Origin of the sequence: Ruficoccus amylovorans, assembly GCF_014230085.1 — a bacterium.
Classification (GTDB): domain Bacteria; phylum Verrucomicrobiota; class Verrucomicrobiia; order Opitutales; family Cerasicoccaceae; genus Ruficoccus; species Ruficoccus amylovorans.
Genome location: NZ_JACHVB010000064.1, coordinates 129,620 through 145,581 on the forward strand (window position 1 = coordinate 129,620; position 15,962 = coordinate 145,581).

At 59.6% G+C, this 15,962-nt stretch carries 16 protein-coding genes; 7 read left to right on the forward strand and 9 right to left on the reverse strand.

From position 1 onward, the window contains the following. Positions 1 to 16: 16 nt before the first annotated feature. From dxr to uppS, 3 genes are read right to left on the reverse strand one after another with little or no spacing between them, the layout of a single operon-like run. Complete coding sequence (gene dxr, locus H5P28_RS19190) at positions 17 to 1,201, reverse strand: 1-deoxy-D-xylulose-5-phosphate reductoisomerase (protein ID WP_185677307.1); 1,185 nt, start codon at positions 1,199 to 1,201, stop codon at positions 17 to 19. Positions 1,202 to 1,239: 38 nt separating this feature from the next. After that, positions 1,240 to 2,034 (reverse strand): phosphatidate cytidylyltransferase, encoded by a 795-nt coding sequence (locus H5P28_RS19195; protein ID WP_185677308.1) that lies wholly within the window; start codon positions 2,032 to 2,034, stop codon positions 1,240 to 1,242. Further along, positions 2,031 to 2,807, reverse strand: a complete 777-nt coding sequence (gene uppS / locus H5P28_RS19200; protein WP_343075490.1) for a polyprenyl diphosphate synthase — start codon at positions 2,805 to 2,807, stop codon at positions 2,031 to 2,033. The genes H5P28_RS19195 and uppS overlap by 4 nt, the downstream gene beginning before the upstream one ends. Positions 2,808 to 2,986: 179 nt before the next feature. Here uppS and H5P28_RS19205 point away from each other — a divergent pair, with 179 nt between their 5' ends. From H5P28_RS19205 to H5P28_RS19220, 4 genes are all read left to right on the forward strand, one after another. Then, entirely contained in the window at positions 2,987 to 3,277 is a 291-nt protein-coding gene (locus H5P28_RS19205; RefSeq protein ID WP_185677309.1) for a 4a-hydroxytetrahydrobiopterin dehydratase, read from the forward strand. A gap of 270 nt (positions 3,278 to 3,547) precedes the next feature. Beyond that, the gene (gene folE2 / locus H5P28_RS19210; protein WP_185677310.1) at positions 3,548 to 4,519 is read left to right on the forward strand and encodes a GTP cyclohydrolase FolE2; all 972 of its coding nucleotides are present in this window, start codon (positions 3,548 to 3,550) and stop codon (positions 4,517 to 4,519) included. 106 nt (positions 4,520 to 4,625) lie between these two features. Further along, on the forward strand, positions 4,626 to 5,147 hold the full coding sequence (locus tag H5P28_RS19215) for a hypothetical protein (protein WP_185677311.1): 522 nt from the start codon (positions 4,626 to 4,628) through the stop codon (positions 5,145 to 5,147). Between the two features lie 253 nt (positions 5,148 to 5,400). Next, the gene (locus tag H5P28_RS19220; RefSeq protein WP_185677312.1) at positions 5,401 to 7,485 is read left to right on the forward strand and encodes an ATP-dependent helicase; all 2,085 of its coding nucleotides are present in this window, start codon (positions 5,401 to 5,403) and stop codon (positions 7,483 to 7,485) included. Positions 7,486 to 7,580: 95 nt separating this feature from the next. On the opposite strand, the gene H5P28_RS19225 is transcribed toward H5P28_RS19220, so the two are convergent. The 5 genes from H5P28_RS19225 to H5P28_RS19245 form a co-directional block, all read right to left on the reverse strand. Next, the gene (locus H5P28_RS19225; protein ID WP_185677313.1) at positions 7,581 to 7,811 is read right to left on the reverse strand and encodes a hypothetical protein; all 231 of its coding nucleotides are present in this window, start codon (positions 7,809 to 7,811) and stop codon (positions 7,581 to 7,583) included. A 226-nt stretch (positions 7,812 to 8,037) separates the two neighbouring features. Then, the gene (locus tag H5P28_RS19230) at positions 8,038 to 8,244 is read right to left on the reverse strand and encodes a YtxH domain-containing protein (RefSeq protein WP_185677314.1); all 207 of its coding nucleotides are present in this window, start codon (positions 8,242 to 8,244) and stop codon (positions 8,038 to 8,040) included. A gap of 189 nt (positions 8,245 to 8,433) precedes the next feature. Beyond that, the gene (locus tag H5P28_RS19235; protein ID WP_185677315.1) at positions 8,434 to 8,952 is read right to left on the reverse strand and encodes an NUDIX hydrolase; all 519 of its coding nucleotides are present in this window, start codon (positions 8,950 to 8,952) and stop codon (positions 8,434 to 8,436) included. A 110-nt stretch (positions 8,953 to 9,062) separates the two neighbouring features. Next, positions 9,063 to 9,782 carry an SDR family oxidoreductase gene (locus H5P28_RS19240; protein ID WP_185677316.1) on the reverse strand — a complete coding sequence of 240 codons (720 nt, stop codon included), beginning with the start codon at positions 9,780 to 9,782 and terminating at the stop codon, positions 9,063 to 9,065. Positions 9,783 to 9,896: 114 nt separating this feature from the next. After that, complete coding sequence (locus H5P28_RS19245; RefSeq protein ID WP_185677317.1) at positions 9,897 to 10,835, reverse strand: ArsR/SmtB family transcription factor; 939 nt, start codon at positions 10,833 to 10,835, stop codon at positions 9,897 to 9,899. 117 nt (positions 10,836 to 10,952) lie between these two features. Between H5P28_RS19245 and H5P28_RS19250 the strand changes: the two genes are divergently transcribed. Both H5P28_RS19250 and H5P28_RS19255 read left to right on the forward strand, forming a co-directional pair. Further along, positions 10,953 to 12,476 (forward strand): anti-phage dCTP deaminase, encoded by a 1,524-nt coding sequence (locus tag H5P28_RS19250; RefSeq protein ID WP_185677318.1) that lies wholly within the window; start codon positions 10,953 to 10,955, stop codon positions 12,474 to 12,476. After that, a complete protein-coding gene (locus tag H5P28_RS19255) occupies positions 12,460 to 12,666 on the forward strand; it encodes a hypothetical protein (protein WP_185677319.1) in 207 nt (68 codons plus the stop codon). Before H5P28_RS19250 ends, H5P28_RS19255 begins: the two co-directional genes overlap by 17 nt. Positions 12,667 to 12,734: 68 nt before the next feature. Here the strand turns inward: H5P28_RS19255 and H5P28_RS19260 are convergent, their stop codons facing one another. Next, on the reverse strand, positions 12,735 to 14,594 hold the full coding sequence (locus H5P28_RS19260) for a GreA/GreB family elongation factor (RefSeq protein ID WP_185677320.1): 1,860 nt from the start codon (positions 14,592 to 14,594) through the stop codon (positions 12,735 to 12,737). A 64-nt stretch (positions 14,595 to 14,658) separates the two neighbouring features. On the opposite strand from H5P28_RS19260, the gene H5P28_RS19265 reads away from it, so the two are divergent. Then, positions 14,659 to 15,930 (forward strand): RsmB/NOP family class I SAM-dependent RNA methyltransferase, encoded by a 1,272-nt coding sequence (locus tag H5P28_RS19265; protein ID WP_185677321.1) that lies wholly within the window; start codon positions 14,659 to 14,661, stop codon positions 15,928 to 15,930. Positions 15,931 to 15,962: the final 32 nt, after the last annotated feature.

Below are 15,962 nucleotides of genomic sequence, written 5' to 3' on the forward strand. Positions count from 1 at the left end.
GTGAAAGATTGGCGGATTATTTCGTGATGGGAGTCAGGCCGGCAGCGACTTTCTCCCCGGCGATGCGGCGGGCCTCGGCGTCGGCGGCCAGGAGGTCGTCGAGGTTGTCCGGGTCATGGTTGGAGATGGATTCGAGGGTCCGCTCGATCACCCGGGGGATGTCGAGGTAGCCGATGCGGTCGGCGACAAAGGCTTCCACCGCGATCTCGTTGGCGGCGTTGAAGGCTCCGGTGGCGATCCCTCCGGCCAGGGCGGCCTCGCGGGCCAGCCGCAGGCAGGGGAACTGCACCTCGTCCGGCGGGCGGAATTCGAGGTTGAGCAGTTGGGAAAAGTCGAGGGTGGCGTCCACGCCCGCGGCCCGTTCGGGGTACAGGAGGGTGTGCTGGATGGCAAAGGTCATGACCGGCGGGCAGAGTTGGGCCAGGATGGAGCCGTCCACGTACTGCACCATCGAGTGGACGATGCTCTGGGGGTGGATGGTCACGTCGATGCGGTCGGCAGGCAGGTCAAAGAGCCAGCGGGCCTCGATTAGCTCCAGCCCTTTGTTGGCCATCGTGGAGGAGTCGATGGTGATCTTCGGACCCATGTCCCAGTTGGGGTGCTTGAGGGCCATTTCCTTGGTCACGGTGGCCATTTGCTCGCGGCTGAAGTCGCGGAAGGGCCCGCCCGAGGCAGTCAGGATGAGCCGGTCCACGTCCACCTTGCGCTCGCCCTGGAGGCATTGGAAAATGGCGTTGTGCTCGCTGTCGAGCGGAAGCATCCGCGAGCCGGAGCGGCTGGCCGTCTCCATGACGAACTTGCCCGCCAGCACGAGGATTTCCTTGCTCGCCAGGGCGATGTCCTTGCCCTTTTCGAGGGCGGCGAGGGTCGGCTTGAGCGAAAGCGTCCCGACGATGGCGGGGACCACCAGTTGCGCCTCTCCGAGCACGGAGACGGCGATCAGCCCCTCCAGCCCGCAGTAGAGCTTCGTCCCGGCGGGGAACTCGCCCGAGGCCCTGGCCTCGGCGCAGACGGCTTCGTCGTAGATGGCGACGTGGGGGACGTTGAACTCCCGCGCGATGCGGGCCAGGTCGCGCCAGCGGCGGCGTCCGGCGATGGCGAGCAGTTCGAGTTTGTCCGGGTGCTTGGCGACGACGCGTAGCGTATTTTCACCAATGGAGCCGGTGGCCCCGAGCAGGACGATCTTTTTGGGACTGGACATGGAACAGAAAGTGCGATGCAGGCAACCCGTAGCAGGGTTTAGACCAGGTAATTGAATAAGAGATACCCGGCGGGCGCGGTCAAGATCAGGCTGTCGGTCAGGTCAAAGATGCCGCCAATGCCGGGGATGGCGCTGCCGGAGTCCTTGACGCCCGCCTTGCGCTTGACCATCGACTCGATCAGGTCGGAGACGAGCGCGATGTCACCGAGGATGGCCGCGATCAGGGCCGCCTTGATCCAGCCCATTTCGGGCAGGTAGGACGGGAAGCAGGCCAGCAGGATGACCCCGACCAGTGCGGAGAAGGCGATCCCGCCCAGTGCGCCCTCGATGGTCTTGTTCGGGCTGATGTGGGGGCAAAGCTTGTGCTTGCCGATGGCCATGCCGACCAGCAGCCCGCCCACGTCGGAGAATTTCGAGACCGCCACGATCCAGACCGGCACCATGACCGTGCCGTAGTCCTGCATCAGCAACCCGTAGAACTGGAACATAAACGGCACATAGATCACCCCGAACAACGTGGGCATGAACGTGTTGCGGATCTGTGGCACCGCCAGCAGGGTAAAGGAAAGCACGATCATGGCCAGCGCGGTCACGTCGAGGGCGTGCTGCACGGGCAGGTAGTACGTGCCCAGCATGATGAACAGCCCGAGGCCGACGCCGACTGCCTTGAGCGGGCGGTATGGCCCCATTTTCTCCAGCAGCTTGTAAAACTCGATCTGGGTCAGGGCGGCGAGGGCCGTCAGGAGCAGGAGGCCGCCGTCCTGCCCGAAAAAGGCGAGCACGGCGACGATGACGGCCCACAGGCCAAGGGTGCTGGCGATGCGTTTCCTCACCGGTTAAGGGCGGCTTCGTCCGTGGGGGCTTCGGTGACCTGCTCTCCGGTCTTGCCAAAGCGGCGCTGGCGACGGTGGAAGCTCTCCACGGCGTCGATAAAGTGCTGGCGACCGAAATCGGGCCAGAAAACCGGGCTGAAAAACATCTCGGAATAGGCGCACTGAAGGAGGAGAAAATTACTGATCCGGGTCTCACCGGAGGTGCGGATGAGCAGGTCCGGGTCGGGGATGCCGTCGGTGTAGAGGTAGCGCGAGAACAGCGGCCAGTCGAGGTGGTTGGGGTCGGCTTTGCCCTTGGCCACGTCCTCGGAAAAGGCCCGCACGGCGTCCAGCACCTCGGTGCGGGAGCCGTAGTTGAGCGCCACTTGCAGGACATAGTCCTTGAAATCCTTGGTCGCTTCCAGCGCGGCGTGGAGTTTTTTCTGCACGCCTTCGGGCAGTTCCTCGGGGCGTCCGATCACGCGCAGGCGGACCTTGTTCTTGACCAGTTCGCGGGTGTTGCGCTCCAGAAAAAACTCCAGCAGCCCCATCAGGGAGGAGATTTCCTCCGGCGGGCGCTGCCAGTTCTCCACCGAGAAGGCGAACAGCGTCAAGGTGCGGATTTTCAGGTCGCGGGCGACCTTGAGGATCTCCCGTACATTGCTGACGCCGCGGCGGTGGCCCTCGATCCGGGGCAGGCCGCGCTGCCGCGCCCACCGTCCGTTGCCATCCATGATGATGGCGACATGCTGGAGGCCCGGCATACCGGAGGGTTGGCTGGTGGAATCGGTCACAGGTGGAGAGTTAGACGCTGGAAACGGACAGATGTTTGCCGTCTCCGGCGGAGGGCTGGTTTGCCCTTTATCTTCCCACCCTATAAGGGATTGAATCGGGAATGCAAATCCCAATCGTGCTCTTGCGTGTCGCCGGGGAGCGGTTTGACAGGGAGTTTTTTGTGGGGTATTGTTTGAATATGTCTAAAGCACTTGACGATGCCGCCGTCGCAACCGCGCTGGCGGGCCTGCCCGGTTGGGCCCATCAGGATAATCGGCTAAAAAAGTCCTTCACCTTTGCGGACTTCTCGCAGGCGCTGGGCTTCATCGTCCGCGTGGGGCTGGAGGCCGAGAAAATGAACCACCATCCGGAGCTTTTTAACGTTTATAACCGGGTCGAGCTGGCTCTGGCCACGCACGATGCGGGGAGCAAGGTCACAGACAAGGATGTCGCCCTCGCCCGGCGGGTTGAGGCTGTCGGGATGGAGTAGGTTGTGTTGGGAGATAGATTGGTCGTCGCCGCTGAGCGCAGAATGGCTGAATGGTTAAATGGTTGATTGTTGTTCGCCGGGTTCAGCCCCCAGCCATTTAACCATTTGATCATTTTGCCTTCAAACTCTCTTGAAACGTTACAATTGACTGATTCCGAACGTATTAACCTTAACGCGACCCTGGATTCTGTACCTTTTAATTAAAAAACATTCCGCTGTTGCACGGCGGGGACATGTAAGGTAAGCCTAGGGGTTACGACTGAAAAGACGATGAGCGATCAAGTTACATCCAGCCTGAAAAGTACGTCCGCGCGCAAGCCGAAGGCGTATTACGACAAGGATTTCCAGGTCACGGACGCCTACCGGCAGACTCTGCCCGACATGCAGAACTGTGACTCCTCGGAAATCCAGGGGGCGAACGTGCCGATCATGCAGGTGGGCATCTCCAATTTCCGCCTGCCTCTGACGTACCTGACCAAGGCCTGCGAAAAGCGTTCGCTGGAGACCTCGGTCACGGGGACGGTCTCACTCGGCGCCGATGCCAAGGGCATCAACATGTCCCGCATCATGCGCACGTTCTACGACTTCAAGGACCGTGTCTTTTCGCTGGAATTGCTCGAAGAGATCCTCCTGCGCTACAAGCGCGAGATCGGCAGCAGCCGTGCCCGCCTGAAGCTTAATTTCAACTACCCGATCGTGCAGAAAAGCCTGCGCAGCGGGCTGGAGGGCTTCCAGTACTACAAGGTCGCCTACGAGGGCTTCATCGACGATCTCGACCGCTACCGCCGCTTTATCCATTTTGATTTCGTGTACTCCTCGGCCTGCCCGTGCTCCTCGGAGCTCTCCGAGCACGCCCGCGCCGAGCGCGACATCTACAGCATCCCGCACTCCCAGCGCAGTAAGGCGCGGGTCAGCGTGGAGGTGCGCGACGGCTCCGACCTGCCGCTGGAAGATCTCCAGCAGCTCTGCCTCGAAGCTCTCAAGACCGAGACCCAGGTCATGGTCAAGCGCGAGGACGAGCAGGCTTTCGCCGAGTTGAACGGCGCGTACGTCAAGTTCGTCGAGGATGCCGCCCGGCTCCTCTACGAGCAGCTCGACGCCGAGCCGCGTATCCGCGACTTCCAGGTCACCTGCGCGCACTTGGAGTCGCTCCACTCGCACGATGCCGTGGCTGTGATCAACAAGGGCCTGCCCGGCGGCTTCACCGCCGACACCCGCGATTTCCACGACCTTATCTGCTAGCGTACCGAATCCTTAATTTACTGGGGGTGCATAGCCGCCAAATGAGCACCTGCGTTGGACTAAGATGAGGCTTGTGTCGGGAGCGGATGGGTTATAGGACGGTGGCATGTCTCGTATCCCTGTTGCTTGTCTGGTCTTTGCGTTTGTCTGGATGACGGGGGCGCTCGTTTCACTCCGTGCGGACGATGAGATTTTGCGCAACGGCGACTTTTCCCGCGGCACCAGCGGCTGGAAGGGCGACCGCAAAATCCAGCAGGACGGCGAGGGCAACAAATACATGCTCGTCGAGGCCGACGACGATGAGCCCGCCGTTGTCGTGCAGGACAAGCTCGACGGAAAAGGGCTGGATGTGCTCGTACTGCGTTTCAGGTGTCTTATCAGTGAAGACTACACCGGCGAAGGTGTGCGGGTGCGGCTGGTCCGCCCCAGTGGCAGCGCGGTGACGCTGACCCTGCGCCTCACCGAGCGGGGCGAGTGGATGCCGGTTACGGCCCGGCTGCGCGGCTTGCGTAAGATGGACGAGTTCGCGCTGGAGCTGGGGACTTTTCCGGGCAAGGGGAGCATCGCGTTTGACGATGTTTCCGTCCGCCCGCTCGGCCCCGACGATGAGGAGGAAACGGTCGAGTAATACCGTTTCTCAACAGAAATGATACCTGATTCCCAACTGTCTTGATCAGACAAGGGATTTAACAGGAAGAGCGGAAAGAACGCTAAGTAAGGCCGGAGGTGCCTCTTTCCTTTCTTCCCGGCCTTCCTGTTAATTCTTTGAAAGGTGTCGAATTGGGTGAAAAAGTGGTGTAAGCTTTTATAAGGGGCGGCTTTCCTTCTGCCCCGCGAAAAAGAACTGGCGCGCGCTCGCGGGCGTGGACATGGTGAGGGGCATGGATTTTTCCGGACCCAGTGTCAGCATTGGCGACCAGTTCGCCCCCATCGACTACGAGCGCGAGCTTAACCCGCAGCAACTGGCCGCGGTCAAGGCCGCTGACGGGCCGGCGCTGGTGCTGGCCGGGGCGGGCTCGGGCAAGACGCGGACGCTGACCTACCGCGTGGCCTGGCTGCTGGAGCAGGGCGTTTACGCCGGGGAGATTCTCCTGCTCACCTTCACCAACAAGGCCGCCCGTGAGATGCTCGGTCGGGTGGAGGACCTGACCGGCGTGCCCCGCTGGAAGTTCTGGGGCGGGACTTTTCACTCCATCGGGCAGCGCACGCTGCGTACGCACGGCGCGACGGTCGGGATCGAGAAGGGCTTTACGATCCTCGACCAGGGCGACGCCGAGTCCCTCCTCGGCGATGTCATCCGCGAGCGCGACAGCACGTTTCTCAAAAACAAGGACCACCCGAAGGCCCGCGTCGTGGCCGAGATGATCAGCTATGCCCGCAACACGCGGCAGCCGCTGGAGAACGTCATCCTCTCGCGCTACCCGTGGCTGGAGGACATGGTCGAGACGCTGCTGGGCTTTGCCCGTGGCTACGCCGAACGCAAGCTGCGCCAGCAGACGCTCGATTACGACGACTTGCTGGAGTACTGGCTCAAGCTTCTGGAAACCGATGCGCAGGCCCGCGATTATTATCAGGACCGCTTCCGCTACGTCCTGGTGGACGAGTTTCAGGACACGAACAAACTTCAGGGCTCCATTGTCAACCTGCTCGCGGCCAAGCGCCGCAACGTCATGGTCGTGGGCGACAACTGGCAGTGCATCTACACCTGGCGCGGGGCCGAGTTCGCCAACATGGAGGACTTCGCCGACGTTTTTCCCGAGCGCACGATTTACAAGATCGAGACCAACTACCGTTCCAGCCCGCAGATCCTGAATTTCGCCAACCACATGATGGGTGGTCACCCGTCCATCCCCGGCTACCCGCTGGAGCTTCAGGCGCACCAGCCGTCGCGGGACCGGCCCTACGTGTTGCCGTGTATGGACACGCGCCAGCAGGCGGACATCGTTATCCGGCGGCTGGAGGGGCTGCGAGAGGAAGGGCGCTCGCTCAAGGACGTGGCCGTCCTCTACCGCGCCCACTATCAGGCGATGGATCTTCAGATGGAGCTTTCCCGCCGTGGCGTGCCCTACACGATTACCAGTGGCGTGCGTTTCTTCGAGCAGGCGCACATCCGCGATCTCGTAGCGCAGTTGCGGTTGGTGGCCAATCCGCGTGATAGCGCCGCCTTTGAGCGGCTGGTCATGCTCCTGCCGCGGGTGGGCGCAGTCACCGCGAAAAAACTCTACAAGCAGGCGCACGAGCTGGCGGAAAAGGAACGCACTTCGCTCGTCTGGGCGTTGCTGGGCGAGCCGGTTCTGAAAAAAGTCCCCGCCGATGCCCGCGAGGACTGGACGCAGATGGCGCAAAGCCTGCTCGACATGGAGCGTGCTATGGGCGGCCCAGCGGTGGCCCCGCCGGAAAAGCTCGATCCCGACCTCTTCGACCACGCCAAAAAACAGCAACCGGGTGAGACGCGTGTGGCAGCTACGCCGCAGGAAGTGGTCAAACTCGCCATCGAAGGCTGGTACGGCGACTACCTGCGCAACCTTTATGATAACTGGCAAAGCCGCCGTGACGATCTCGACAGTTTACTCGGGTTCGCTGCCCGCTACGAGGACATGACGGAGCTGCTCGCCCAACTGGTTTTGCTCAACTCCGAGACCAGCGACCGCCGGATCGACCCGGAGGAGGAGACGGTCAAGCTGACGACCATTCACCAGTCGAAGGGGCTGGAGTTCCCGGTCGTGTTCGTGCTCGGCTTGTCCGAAGGGCTGCTCCCGCTCAAGCGGGCTATCGAAGACGGTGATGTCGAGGAGGAGCGCCGCCTGCTCTATGTGGCCGTGACCCGAGCGATGGAGGAGCTCTACCTGTGCTTCCCGCGCGTGACGACGTCCGGCGGGCCGCCCCAGATCATGGAGCCCTCGCGATTCCTGACTGCTGTATCCGAAGAGTACTACGAGGTGCTGCGAACCGGCGGCGGGCGCTGAGCACAATGTAGCTTAAAGACGACGACAAAAAAACGCCGGGCACCCAAGGGTGCCCGGCGTTTTATTAAATATGTATCCAAAAACGGATACGAAGTTTACTCGGTTGCGTCCTTGACCTTTTCCTTGGTGTCGTCGTAGGCGTCCTTGATGGCATCGCCGGTTTGGTCAGCGGTCTTGCTGATGGCGTCACCAGTCTTGTCGGCGGCCTCGGAGATATGGTCACCGGCGTCCTTCATGTCTTGCTTGGCGTCCTTGCTGCAACCAGCGGCAAAGGTGAGGGCGGCAGCGGCGGTGAGAGCTGTCAAAAAGCGGATAAGTGATTTCATGATGAATAGATGGTTATCTGGTTGTTGTCGTGATAGTCGCGAAGACTATCCCACCAGCATGTCACAGCCTTTCATGGCTGCAATGACAAAAAAGATGAGCTTTTACTCGTTTGATTGCCCCCGGCCGGGAAATCCAGACGAGTCTGGAGTGATGATTGCGGGCATAAAAAAGCGCCGGATGGTGTACATCCGGCGCAGGAGGGAATTGTTCTGAACTCTGGCGGCGTTAGTTGGCCTTGTCGGCGGCGTCTTCCACGCTGTCACCAGCGTCTTCGACGGCATCACCCACGGCGTCACCAGCCTTGTCGGCGGCTTTGGAAATGCTGTCTCCGGCGTCTTCGAGATGGTCGCCGGTCGATTTTTCACAACCTGCGACGAACAGAATAAGTCCGGCGGCCATGAGTGCAGTCAGTAAGCGGGTCAATGATTTCATAATGATAATAGTTGGATGTTGTTTATGATGATCCAGTGCAGACTATTTTCTGTAACGATAGCCAGTATAGGCCAACTTCCCGCTTGATGCAAAGCCTGACGGCTTTTTTTACCCCAAGGTCAACCGCTGTTTCAGGCCGCCATGCGCGACTGTGAGTGGCTTACGGGTGCCGGAGGCGGGGTAATGCGCTCAGGCCGTTTTTTGATAATCTTGCCAGACCAGATGGAAACTGGGCGCGTAACCATCGGGATGGCCCGCCATGTCAGCGGTGAGTTCCGGGGGCGTGAACCAGCGCCCTTCGCTGATTTCCTCCGGGTCAAAGGTGATCTCTCCATCCCAGACGAGCTTGTAGACAAAGATAAATTCATAGCCTGTGGCCCGGCAGGGGCTGTGCGAGAAGAGGGTGTCGAGGGCATCGACGCCGGGAATGCTGATGCCAAGCTCTTCGCCCAGCTCGCGGACGGCCGCGGTGCTGTAGTTTTCCCCGGCATCCACATGGCCGGAGCACGAGGTGGTCCAGCGGTTGGGGTAGGTGTCTTTGGTCGGAGAGCGACGCTGCATGTAGATGTCCCCCCGGCTGTTGAAGACCAGGATGTGCACGGCGCGGTGGAAAAGCCGCCGCCGGTGGACTTCATGCCGGGGTAGCTGCATGATGACTTGGTCGCGCTGGTTTACGACGTCGAAAGGTTCGTCTGGATTGGAAGGCATGGCGAGGGTGGGGGACGAGATAGTTATGTAGTGGAAAATGGATACGGATGGGGCTTCCGTTGTGGATGAGTCAGGTTGTTCCGGATGTATGAATGACTGCGGTCAAAAGTTTAGAGGTCGCCGCCGAGTGGTTGCAGCCAGATTTCATCGACCACGGTTTTGGCCGGGAGTTCCCAGGCATTCACGACGGCCTGCGCCACATCGGCGGCGGGCATGAGGCGTTCGTGCTTGGTCGCCTCGTCCAGGCCGGACATGTCCCAGGCGTTGGTGTGGGTGGGGCCGGGCAGGATGCAGATCACGCGCACGCCGTGTGGGGTTAGCTCCTGGCGCATGACGCGGGTCATCCCGAGCAGGCCGTACTTGGCGGCGCTGTACGCGGCCATGCCGGGGAAAATCTTGCGCGAGGCGGAGGAGGCGATGTTGATGATCGTGCCGCGTTTGCGCTCGGCCATGCCGGGGGCGAAGGCCCGCGACACGAGAAAGGCGCTGCGTAGATTGGCCGCGATAACGGTGTCGAACTCCTCGGTGTTGAGATCCAGAAAAGGTTTGGCGAGGAAGAAACCGGCGTTGTTGACGATGCCGTCGGGCTCGCCCTGAGTGTTGCGGACAGCTTCGGCCAAGGCGGTGACGGCGTCGGCGTCGGAGACATCGCAGGTGTAGGCGCGGGCTTCCACGCCGAGCGCCTGACAGGCTTTGGCGGTGGCCGAGAGTTGGTCGGTGGAGCGGGCGGTGAGGGCGAGGCGACAGTTGCCCTTTTGCGCAAAAGCCAGTGCGATGGCCGCGCCGATGCCGCGTCCGCCGCCAGTGATGACGATCAGGGGATTTTCCATGCGCAGAGGTTAATTCCCGCCCGGCGTTCCGCCAAGCCGCGATGTCATAATATTTTCACCGCAGCATTGGAGTGGATGAACCTCCTTGTTCTGTCGAGGCCGGTGGACGTGACCTTATTCGAGAGGTCGCACACCGCTGGCCAGCAAAGTCTCGAAATACGGTTCCTGCTCTTCGCGGGCGACGATAGAGACATCGACGTGCTCGAAGCCCAGTTCCTTGAGCCACTGGTAGAGGGTGTTTTCGGCGAAGCCCAGCCAGGTGTCGGCGTAGAGGTCGCGGGCTTTTTCAAAGGCGTGCTCCTTGAGGTCGAGCACGATGAGCCGCCCGCCGGGCTTGAGGATGCGGTGCGCCTCGGAGAGGGCACGGAAGGGCTTGCGGGCGTGGTGGAGGGCCTGGCTGAGGTAGGCGAGATCCACGCTGGCATCCTTCAGCGGGACGTCCTCGATGTCGCCGAGCTGGTAGTAAAGGTTGTCAATGCCGTGACGTTCGGCCAGGTCGGTGCCGACTTCGACCATTTTGGGGGAGTTGTCGATGCAGTAAACCGCTTCGGCCCGCTGGGCCAGCAATTGCGCCAGGACGCCTTCGCCCGCGCCGAGGTCGGCGATCTTGATTTTGGGGGTCAGGTGGAGGAGGAAATGCCCGATGCCCTCCCAGGAGCGGCCGGGGCAGTAGTTTTTGCCCAAACGCCCGGCGACCTGGTTAAAATACTGCTCGGCCTGGCGGCGGCGCTTGTCGAGGATGCGGGCGAGGTTGGCGGCATCGATTTCCAGCTCGGGCTGGTGGGCCGTGGCGCGGCAGGCGGCCTCGATGAGCTGGCGCTCGCCAGCGGGGAGGTTGCGCGCGAGGGAGTAAAAGCTGCGCTTGCCGTCGCGGCGGTCGGAGGTCAGCCCGCCCTTGCGCAACAGGGAGAGGTGCGAGGAGATGCGCGACTGGCCCATGCCGAGGATTTCCTGAAGCTCCGCCACGGATAGCTCTTCTTGCACGAGCAGGGCCACCACGCGCAGGCGGGTGGGGTCGGCCAGGAGTTTCAGCGTCTCAAGCGGGTCGGACATCGCGGGCCATGTTCGCGAGTCGTCAGGCCGGGGTCAATGCGAATGGAGGGGTGAGGGACTATGATGACGCATGTATGTGTAGTTGACATGTTGTATGGATTGTGATCAACATCTCCTATGGCTGTGCCTGCGCAAAAGGAAAAACCGATTGAATCTCGATCTTATAATGAGTCTACAATAGAGCTATTGGAGGCTGAGCGTTCTCAAGAATTAGTCATCGCTCTATGTGGCCCTATCGGCACTCAAATTCACCAAATAGCCGAGTTAATGAATGAGCGGCTAAATGAACATTACTGCTATGATTCTGAAGTTGTTAAACTAAGCAGTTTTATTGCTGAAAAACACCCATTTAAGGGACGAGAAGCTGAGCATTTCTCCAAAATTGAGCATTTTATAAACAGTGGAAATTCTATGCGGAATGCGTACGGTGCTGGCGTTCTTGCTGAATTGGCCGTTCATTACATTAGTATTAAACGTCACTCTAAGATGAGTGAGAGGCAAGTTCATCCCGGTCCCGTCCGATTTTGCCACATTATCGACTCTATTAAGAATGTACATGAATTAACGCTCTTAAGGTCTGTGTATTCTGATGTTTTGGTTACAGTTGGTGCATATGATGATAAGGATCGAAGAGTTGCTTCGTTGAAAAGAAAAGGCGTCAGTGAGGAGGATGTGTATCGGCTCATTGATCGTGATTCTGGTGAAGAATATGATAATGGACAATCCGTCCGAAAAGTTTTTCCTCAATGTGACTACTTTATTAATTGCAGTGATGATGTTGAAGATATTCAGGCTAAGGTTGATAGGTTCTTGGGATTGATTACTGGTAGTAGTCTTGTTACTCCTACTAACGATGAAAGAAATATGTGCCATGCATATTACGCAGGGCTTAATTCGGCTTGTTTGTCGAGGCAGGTTGGTGCGTCATTGGCAGATTCTAACGGCGATCTTATTGGGATTGGATGGAATGATGTCCCTCAATTTGGAGGGGGGTTGTATAGTGAGAATAGTGAGCAGGATAAGCGTTGCTTTAAGATAAAGGATTGTGTCTGTCATAATGACTTTGAAAAAAATGTCATCATTGACTCAATCGTAGAAGATCTAAGATCTAGTATGAAAACTGAAGATCTAGATCGCTTGCGTGATAGACTTCGCCGGGGCCGAATAGGTCAGCTATTGGAATTTTCGCGTTCTGTTCACGCCGAGATGTATGCAATCCTCGATTCGAGCGCGAAGGGCGGTGGCCTAAGGATCAAGGGAGGTAGCATTTATGTTACCACGTATCCGTGCCATAATTGTGCGCGCCATATTGTCGCTGCAGGGATCCATAACGTCTATTATCTGGAGCCATATAGTAAAAGTATGGCTATTAGACTTCATGAAGATGCAATTACTGAAAATGTTAATAACTCAAATATGGTAAGGGTTATTCCGTACGAAGGTATTGGACCGGAGATGTTTGCTCGCTTTTTCAAAATGCCTGAAGGTGGGAGGAAAAAAAACGGGAAAATGATTCCCACGAGGGAAAAAAGCGCTATACTTCGGTCAAGTTTTTCAATGCGATCGTATCCTCAGTTGGAATCGATTGTTGTTGAATCGCTAAAACGTAAGCAACTAGTCGGAAATGGCAGCAAAAACTAAAAACCGGGATTCACGTCAACTAAAGCTTACCTTAAGTAATGAGAAGTCTATGGGTACCGCGCCTCAAATTGAGGGAACAAAGAGCAATATTATTTATTTTAAAAATTGCGTAAATAGCGTAAATGAGGAGCGCCGTACAAGAGCCATGCGCTCGATCAGCCGCTTATACGATGAGTTGCGGGAGATGTGATTTCTGACATGAATATGCAAAAAGGCCGGAGAATTCTCCGGCCTTTTTTAATAATATAAATTTCGCTCTTAGAGCTTCCGACCGGAGTCGATCCAGCGGCTGATGCTCTTGAGCTTCCAGTTGTGGACCTGGCCGTCGATCTCGGTCTGGACGGTGTTGCCGGCCTGCTTGTTCATGAGGGCCTGACCGAGCGGGGTCTTGTAGGAGAGGATGTTGTCCTCGGGGGCGGAGTCCCAGGCACCCATGAGGGCGTAGTTCTGAACCTCGCCGGAGTCGGTGTCCTCGATCTCGACGATAGAGCCGATGCCGACCGCGTCGTTGGTCACGTTGGTGAAGTCGGTCACGCGGGCGCGGGCGAAGTCCTTTTCCAGCAGGGCCTTGCGGGCCATGAGGGTTTCCTGGTCCTGGCGGGCCATCTTGTACTCGGCGTTTTCGCGCAAGTCCCCATGTTCGCGGGCGACCTCGATGGCCTCCTTGTTTTCGGGGATCTTGACGTTGACCAGCTCTTCGTACTCGGCCTTGCGGTCGTCGAGGCTCTTCTGGGAGACGATAAGCTCGTCCACCTTCTGTTCGGCCTCGCCGGAGACGAGCTTCTGGATGCTCGGGAAACGCTTGATGAAGCGGGCCAGCAGGGACTTCTTGGTCAGGTCCTCGAAGCCCTGGTTGAGGATGAGGCCCTGGGCGAGGTCACGGGCGATCTCGTCATTGGCTTCGGCCAGCATGTCGGGGATGAGCTCCTGGTCGTCGCTGAGGACGTCGGCGAGCTGGATGCGGCGGTTGCCGGTGCTCTGGAGCGCCTCGTAGTCGATGGCGTAAAGGATGGCGTTCAACATGCGCGGGCTGACCATGCCGTCAACCAGCTTGGCGAACTTGCGCGAATTGCGGTTCTTGACGATCCAGTACAGGACCGGGCCCTTGAGGTTTTGCTCGTTGAGCCAGCGCACGAAGTGCTCGTGAACCATCTCGCCGCAGTCGCGCTCGACCAGGAAGCTGATCGATTCGCTGGTCATCTTGCCCTCGGAATTCTTGAGGATGTCGATGAGGACGCCCTTCCAGTCTTCCGGGTAAACGCGGGTGAGCAGATCGAGGAAGCGCTTGTGGTAGCCGTTGGGGATCTCGGCGGCGAGCTGGTTGAGGTCGTTGGCGCCGAGGATGAGGGACTTCGAGGTGGGCTCGATGGTTTCGGGGTCTTCGTCGAGGTGACGGGCGAGGTCGTTGCGGACCCAGACCCCGTGCAGACGCTCGGCGTAGCTGAGGCCCATGGCGTCCTTGACCGCTTCGGTCAGGTGCTCGAAAATATTGGGCAGGTCGCTGGCGATCTCTTCGACGTTTTCGGAGATTTGGTAAAGCTTTTCGGCCAGCGCGATCTTCTTCTTGGGCTGCTTGACCATGTAGAAATCCTCAAGGATTTCCTGCTCGGGCTTGAGGGGTTCGTCGCGCAGCGTGTACGGATCGGTCTTGCGGGAGGGGGTGGCGATGCGGGGATCCTTAACGAGGGCCTTCTTGGTCGCGGTCCACCACTTCTTGAACTTGACGGGGCCCAGCAGGCGGGCCAGGAGGTTTTCCAGCTCGGTCGGGCTGGCGCTCTGGTCCGGACAGCGGGCCAGGATATCGACGACGAGGTCGCCCGGACGCTTCTTGATCATGTCGGCGATGACGTCGGGCTCGGTGCGCTGGCGCACAAGGATGCTGCTTTCGTCGAGCAGTTCGAGCTTGTCGGCGCAAAAGGCGGGGTCCATGGCATGACCGGGCTTTTCGTCGAAGTCGATGATAAGCTTGTCCTGCGCCTCGTCATAGGCGGTAATCTGGCCGAAGCCCCAACTGCGGTGCATGCAATAGGTGCCCGGTTGCATGGCTTCCAATTTGGAGCGCAAGCGTTTCATACCGGGCTTTTTTGCGATGATCGTATCGATCACATCTTTGTCCATGAGCGGAATTTCTTGTCTTTATAATAGAAAATCAAGCCGATAACCTTTTGACTAATAAAAGGCCATGACTCAATTTAAACCAACGGAATCGCCGTGGCGGAAAGCCGCAGGTCTATGTGAAAGTTACCAGGCGCAGCCCGCCAAGGCGGAAACGCTGATAACGGATATCAACTTTCATTCCAGTGCGGAACGGCGCCGTTGTCAATTCCTGTTCTACGGTGTTCTGCGGCACCGCAGGCGCATCGATGAACTGCTCGCCCGGCTGATTTCCCGGCCCCCGAAGCCCCGGCTGGCGGCCATGCTCCAGGTGGCGGTTTTCGAGTTGATGGCGGCAGAGCCCGCCCGCCAGCCGAAGGTAGTGGACTACGCGGTGGGGCAGATCCGGCGGATCATGAGCCGCTCGGAGGCCGGGCTGGCCAACGCCGTGCTGCGGAAAATCCCCGCCGAGGCCGCCAAGCTCGACCAGGAAGCCCCGGCGGCGGTCCGTCTCAGCCATCCGGACTGGTTGGCGCGGCGCTGGCAGGAGCATTATGGTCCCGAGTCGGCGGAAACGTTCATGGCCTGGAACCTGGAACCGCCGCCCGTGCTTTTTCGGGCGCGCGGGGAACTCCCTGCCGGGCTCCCGCTGGAACCGGCGGCCTGGCCCGGTTTTTACAAGCTGGCGGGCGAATGGGCACGGGTGGAACCGCTTCTGAACGCGGGCCGTCTCTACGCTCAGGATCCCTCGACGCGGCTGGCCCCGGAGGCGCTGGCCGTACGCCCCGGCGAAAAAGTGCTCGACTTGTGCGCGGCCCCCGGTGGCAAGGCCCTGATGCTGATCGACGCTCTGGAGAGCGACCGGGACGGGCTGATGCTGGCGGTGGACCTGCCCGGCCCGCGACTGGAACCGTTGAACGAGAATTTGCAAAAACTCGGACGCCGGTCCGGCCCGGCGGTCAGCCTGCTGGGGATTGATGTGCGTCGGCTCAGCCCGGAATTGCTGCGGCGCGAGGGCTTTCCGGAAACATTCGACGCGGTCCTGCTCGACGCCCCCTGCTCAAACACCGGCGTCCTGCGTCGTCGCCCCGACGCCAAGTGGCGGCTGGAGCCGGGCGACATCGCCGCCAGCGCCGAGCTTCAAGGCGAACTGCTGGCCGTCGCCGCCGAACGAGTCAAGCCGGGCGGACGGCTGGTTTACTCGACCTGCTCGGTTGAGCCGGAGGAGAATCAGGCCGTGATCAAGGCTTTCCTCGGCAGCGTGGCGGGGAAGGATTTTTCCTGCCGCTCGCAGACGGTTTCCCTGCCCTGGGAGACCGGGCACGACGGCGCGGGTGTGGCCCTGCTGGTGCGCAGGTGATTGCGAGCAGAGAACGACGAGGAAGGCGGGGC

What these genes read in the sequence shown, in the direction of transcription:
- H5P28_RS19265 (WP_185677321.1), top strand. Translation starts at nt 14,659, where the DNA reads ATGACTCAATTTAAACCAACGGAATCGCCGTGGCGGAAAGCCGCAGGT.
- H5P28_RS19255 (WP_185677319.1), top strand. Translation starts at nt 12,460, where the DNA reads ATGGCAGCAAAAACTAAAAACCGGGATTCACGTCAACTAAAGCTTACC.
- H5P28_RS19205 (WP_185677309.1), top strand. Translation starts at nt 2,987, where the DNA reads ATGTCTAAAGCACTTGACGATGCCGCCGTCGCAACCGCGCTGGCGGGC.
- H5P28_RS19230 (WP_185677314.1), bottom strand. Translation starts at nt 8,244, where the DNA reads ATGAAATCATTGACCCGCTTACTGACTGCACTCATGGCCGCCGGACTT.
- H5P28_RS19245 (WP_185677317.1), bottom strand. Translation starts at nt 10,835, where the DNA reads ATGTCCGACCCGCTTGAGACGCTGAAACTCCTGGCCGACCCCACCCGC.
- folE2 (WP_185677310.1), top strand. Translation starts at nt 3,548, where the DNA reads ATGAGCGATCAAGTTACATCCAGCCTGAAAAGTACGTCCGCGCGCAAG.
- H5P28_RS19235 (WP_185677315.1), bottom strand. Translation starts at nt 8,952, where the DNA reads ATGCCTTCCAATCCAGACGAACCTTTCGACGTCGTAAACCAGCGCGAC.
- H5P28_RS19260 (WP_185677320.1), bottom strand. Translation starts at nt 14,594, where the DNA reads ATGGACAAAGATGTGATCGATACGATCATCGCAAAAAAGCCCGGTATG.
- H5P28_RS19215 (WP_185677311.1), top strand. Translation starts at nt 4,626, where the DNA reads ATGTCTCGTATCCCTGTTGCTTGTCTGGTCTTTGCGTTTGTCTGGATG.
- H5P28_RS19225 (WP_185677313.1), bottom strand. Translation starts at nt 7,811, where the DNA reads ATGAAATCACTTATCCGCTTTTTGACAGCTCTCACCGCCGCTGCCGCC.
- H5P28_RS19240 (WP_185677316.1), bottom strand. Translation starts at nt 9,782, where the DNA reads ATGGAAAATCCCCTGATCGTCATCACTGGCGGCGGACGCGGCATCGGC.
- H5P28_RS19220 (WP_185677312.1), top strand. Translation starts at nt 5,401, where the DNA reads ATGGATTTTTCCGGACCCAGTGTCAGCATTGGCGACCAGTTCGCCCCC.
- H5P28_RS19250 (WP_185677318.1), top strand. Translation starts at nt 10,953, where the DNA reads ATGGCTGTGCCTGCGCAAAAGGAAAAACCGATTGAATCTCGATCTTAT.
- dxr (WP_185677307.1), bottom strand. Translation starts at nt 1,201, where the DNA reads ATGTCCAGTCCCAAAAAGATCGTCCTGCTCGGGGCCACCGGCTCCATT.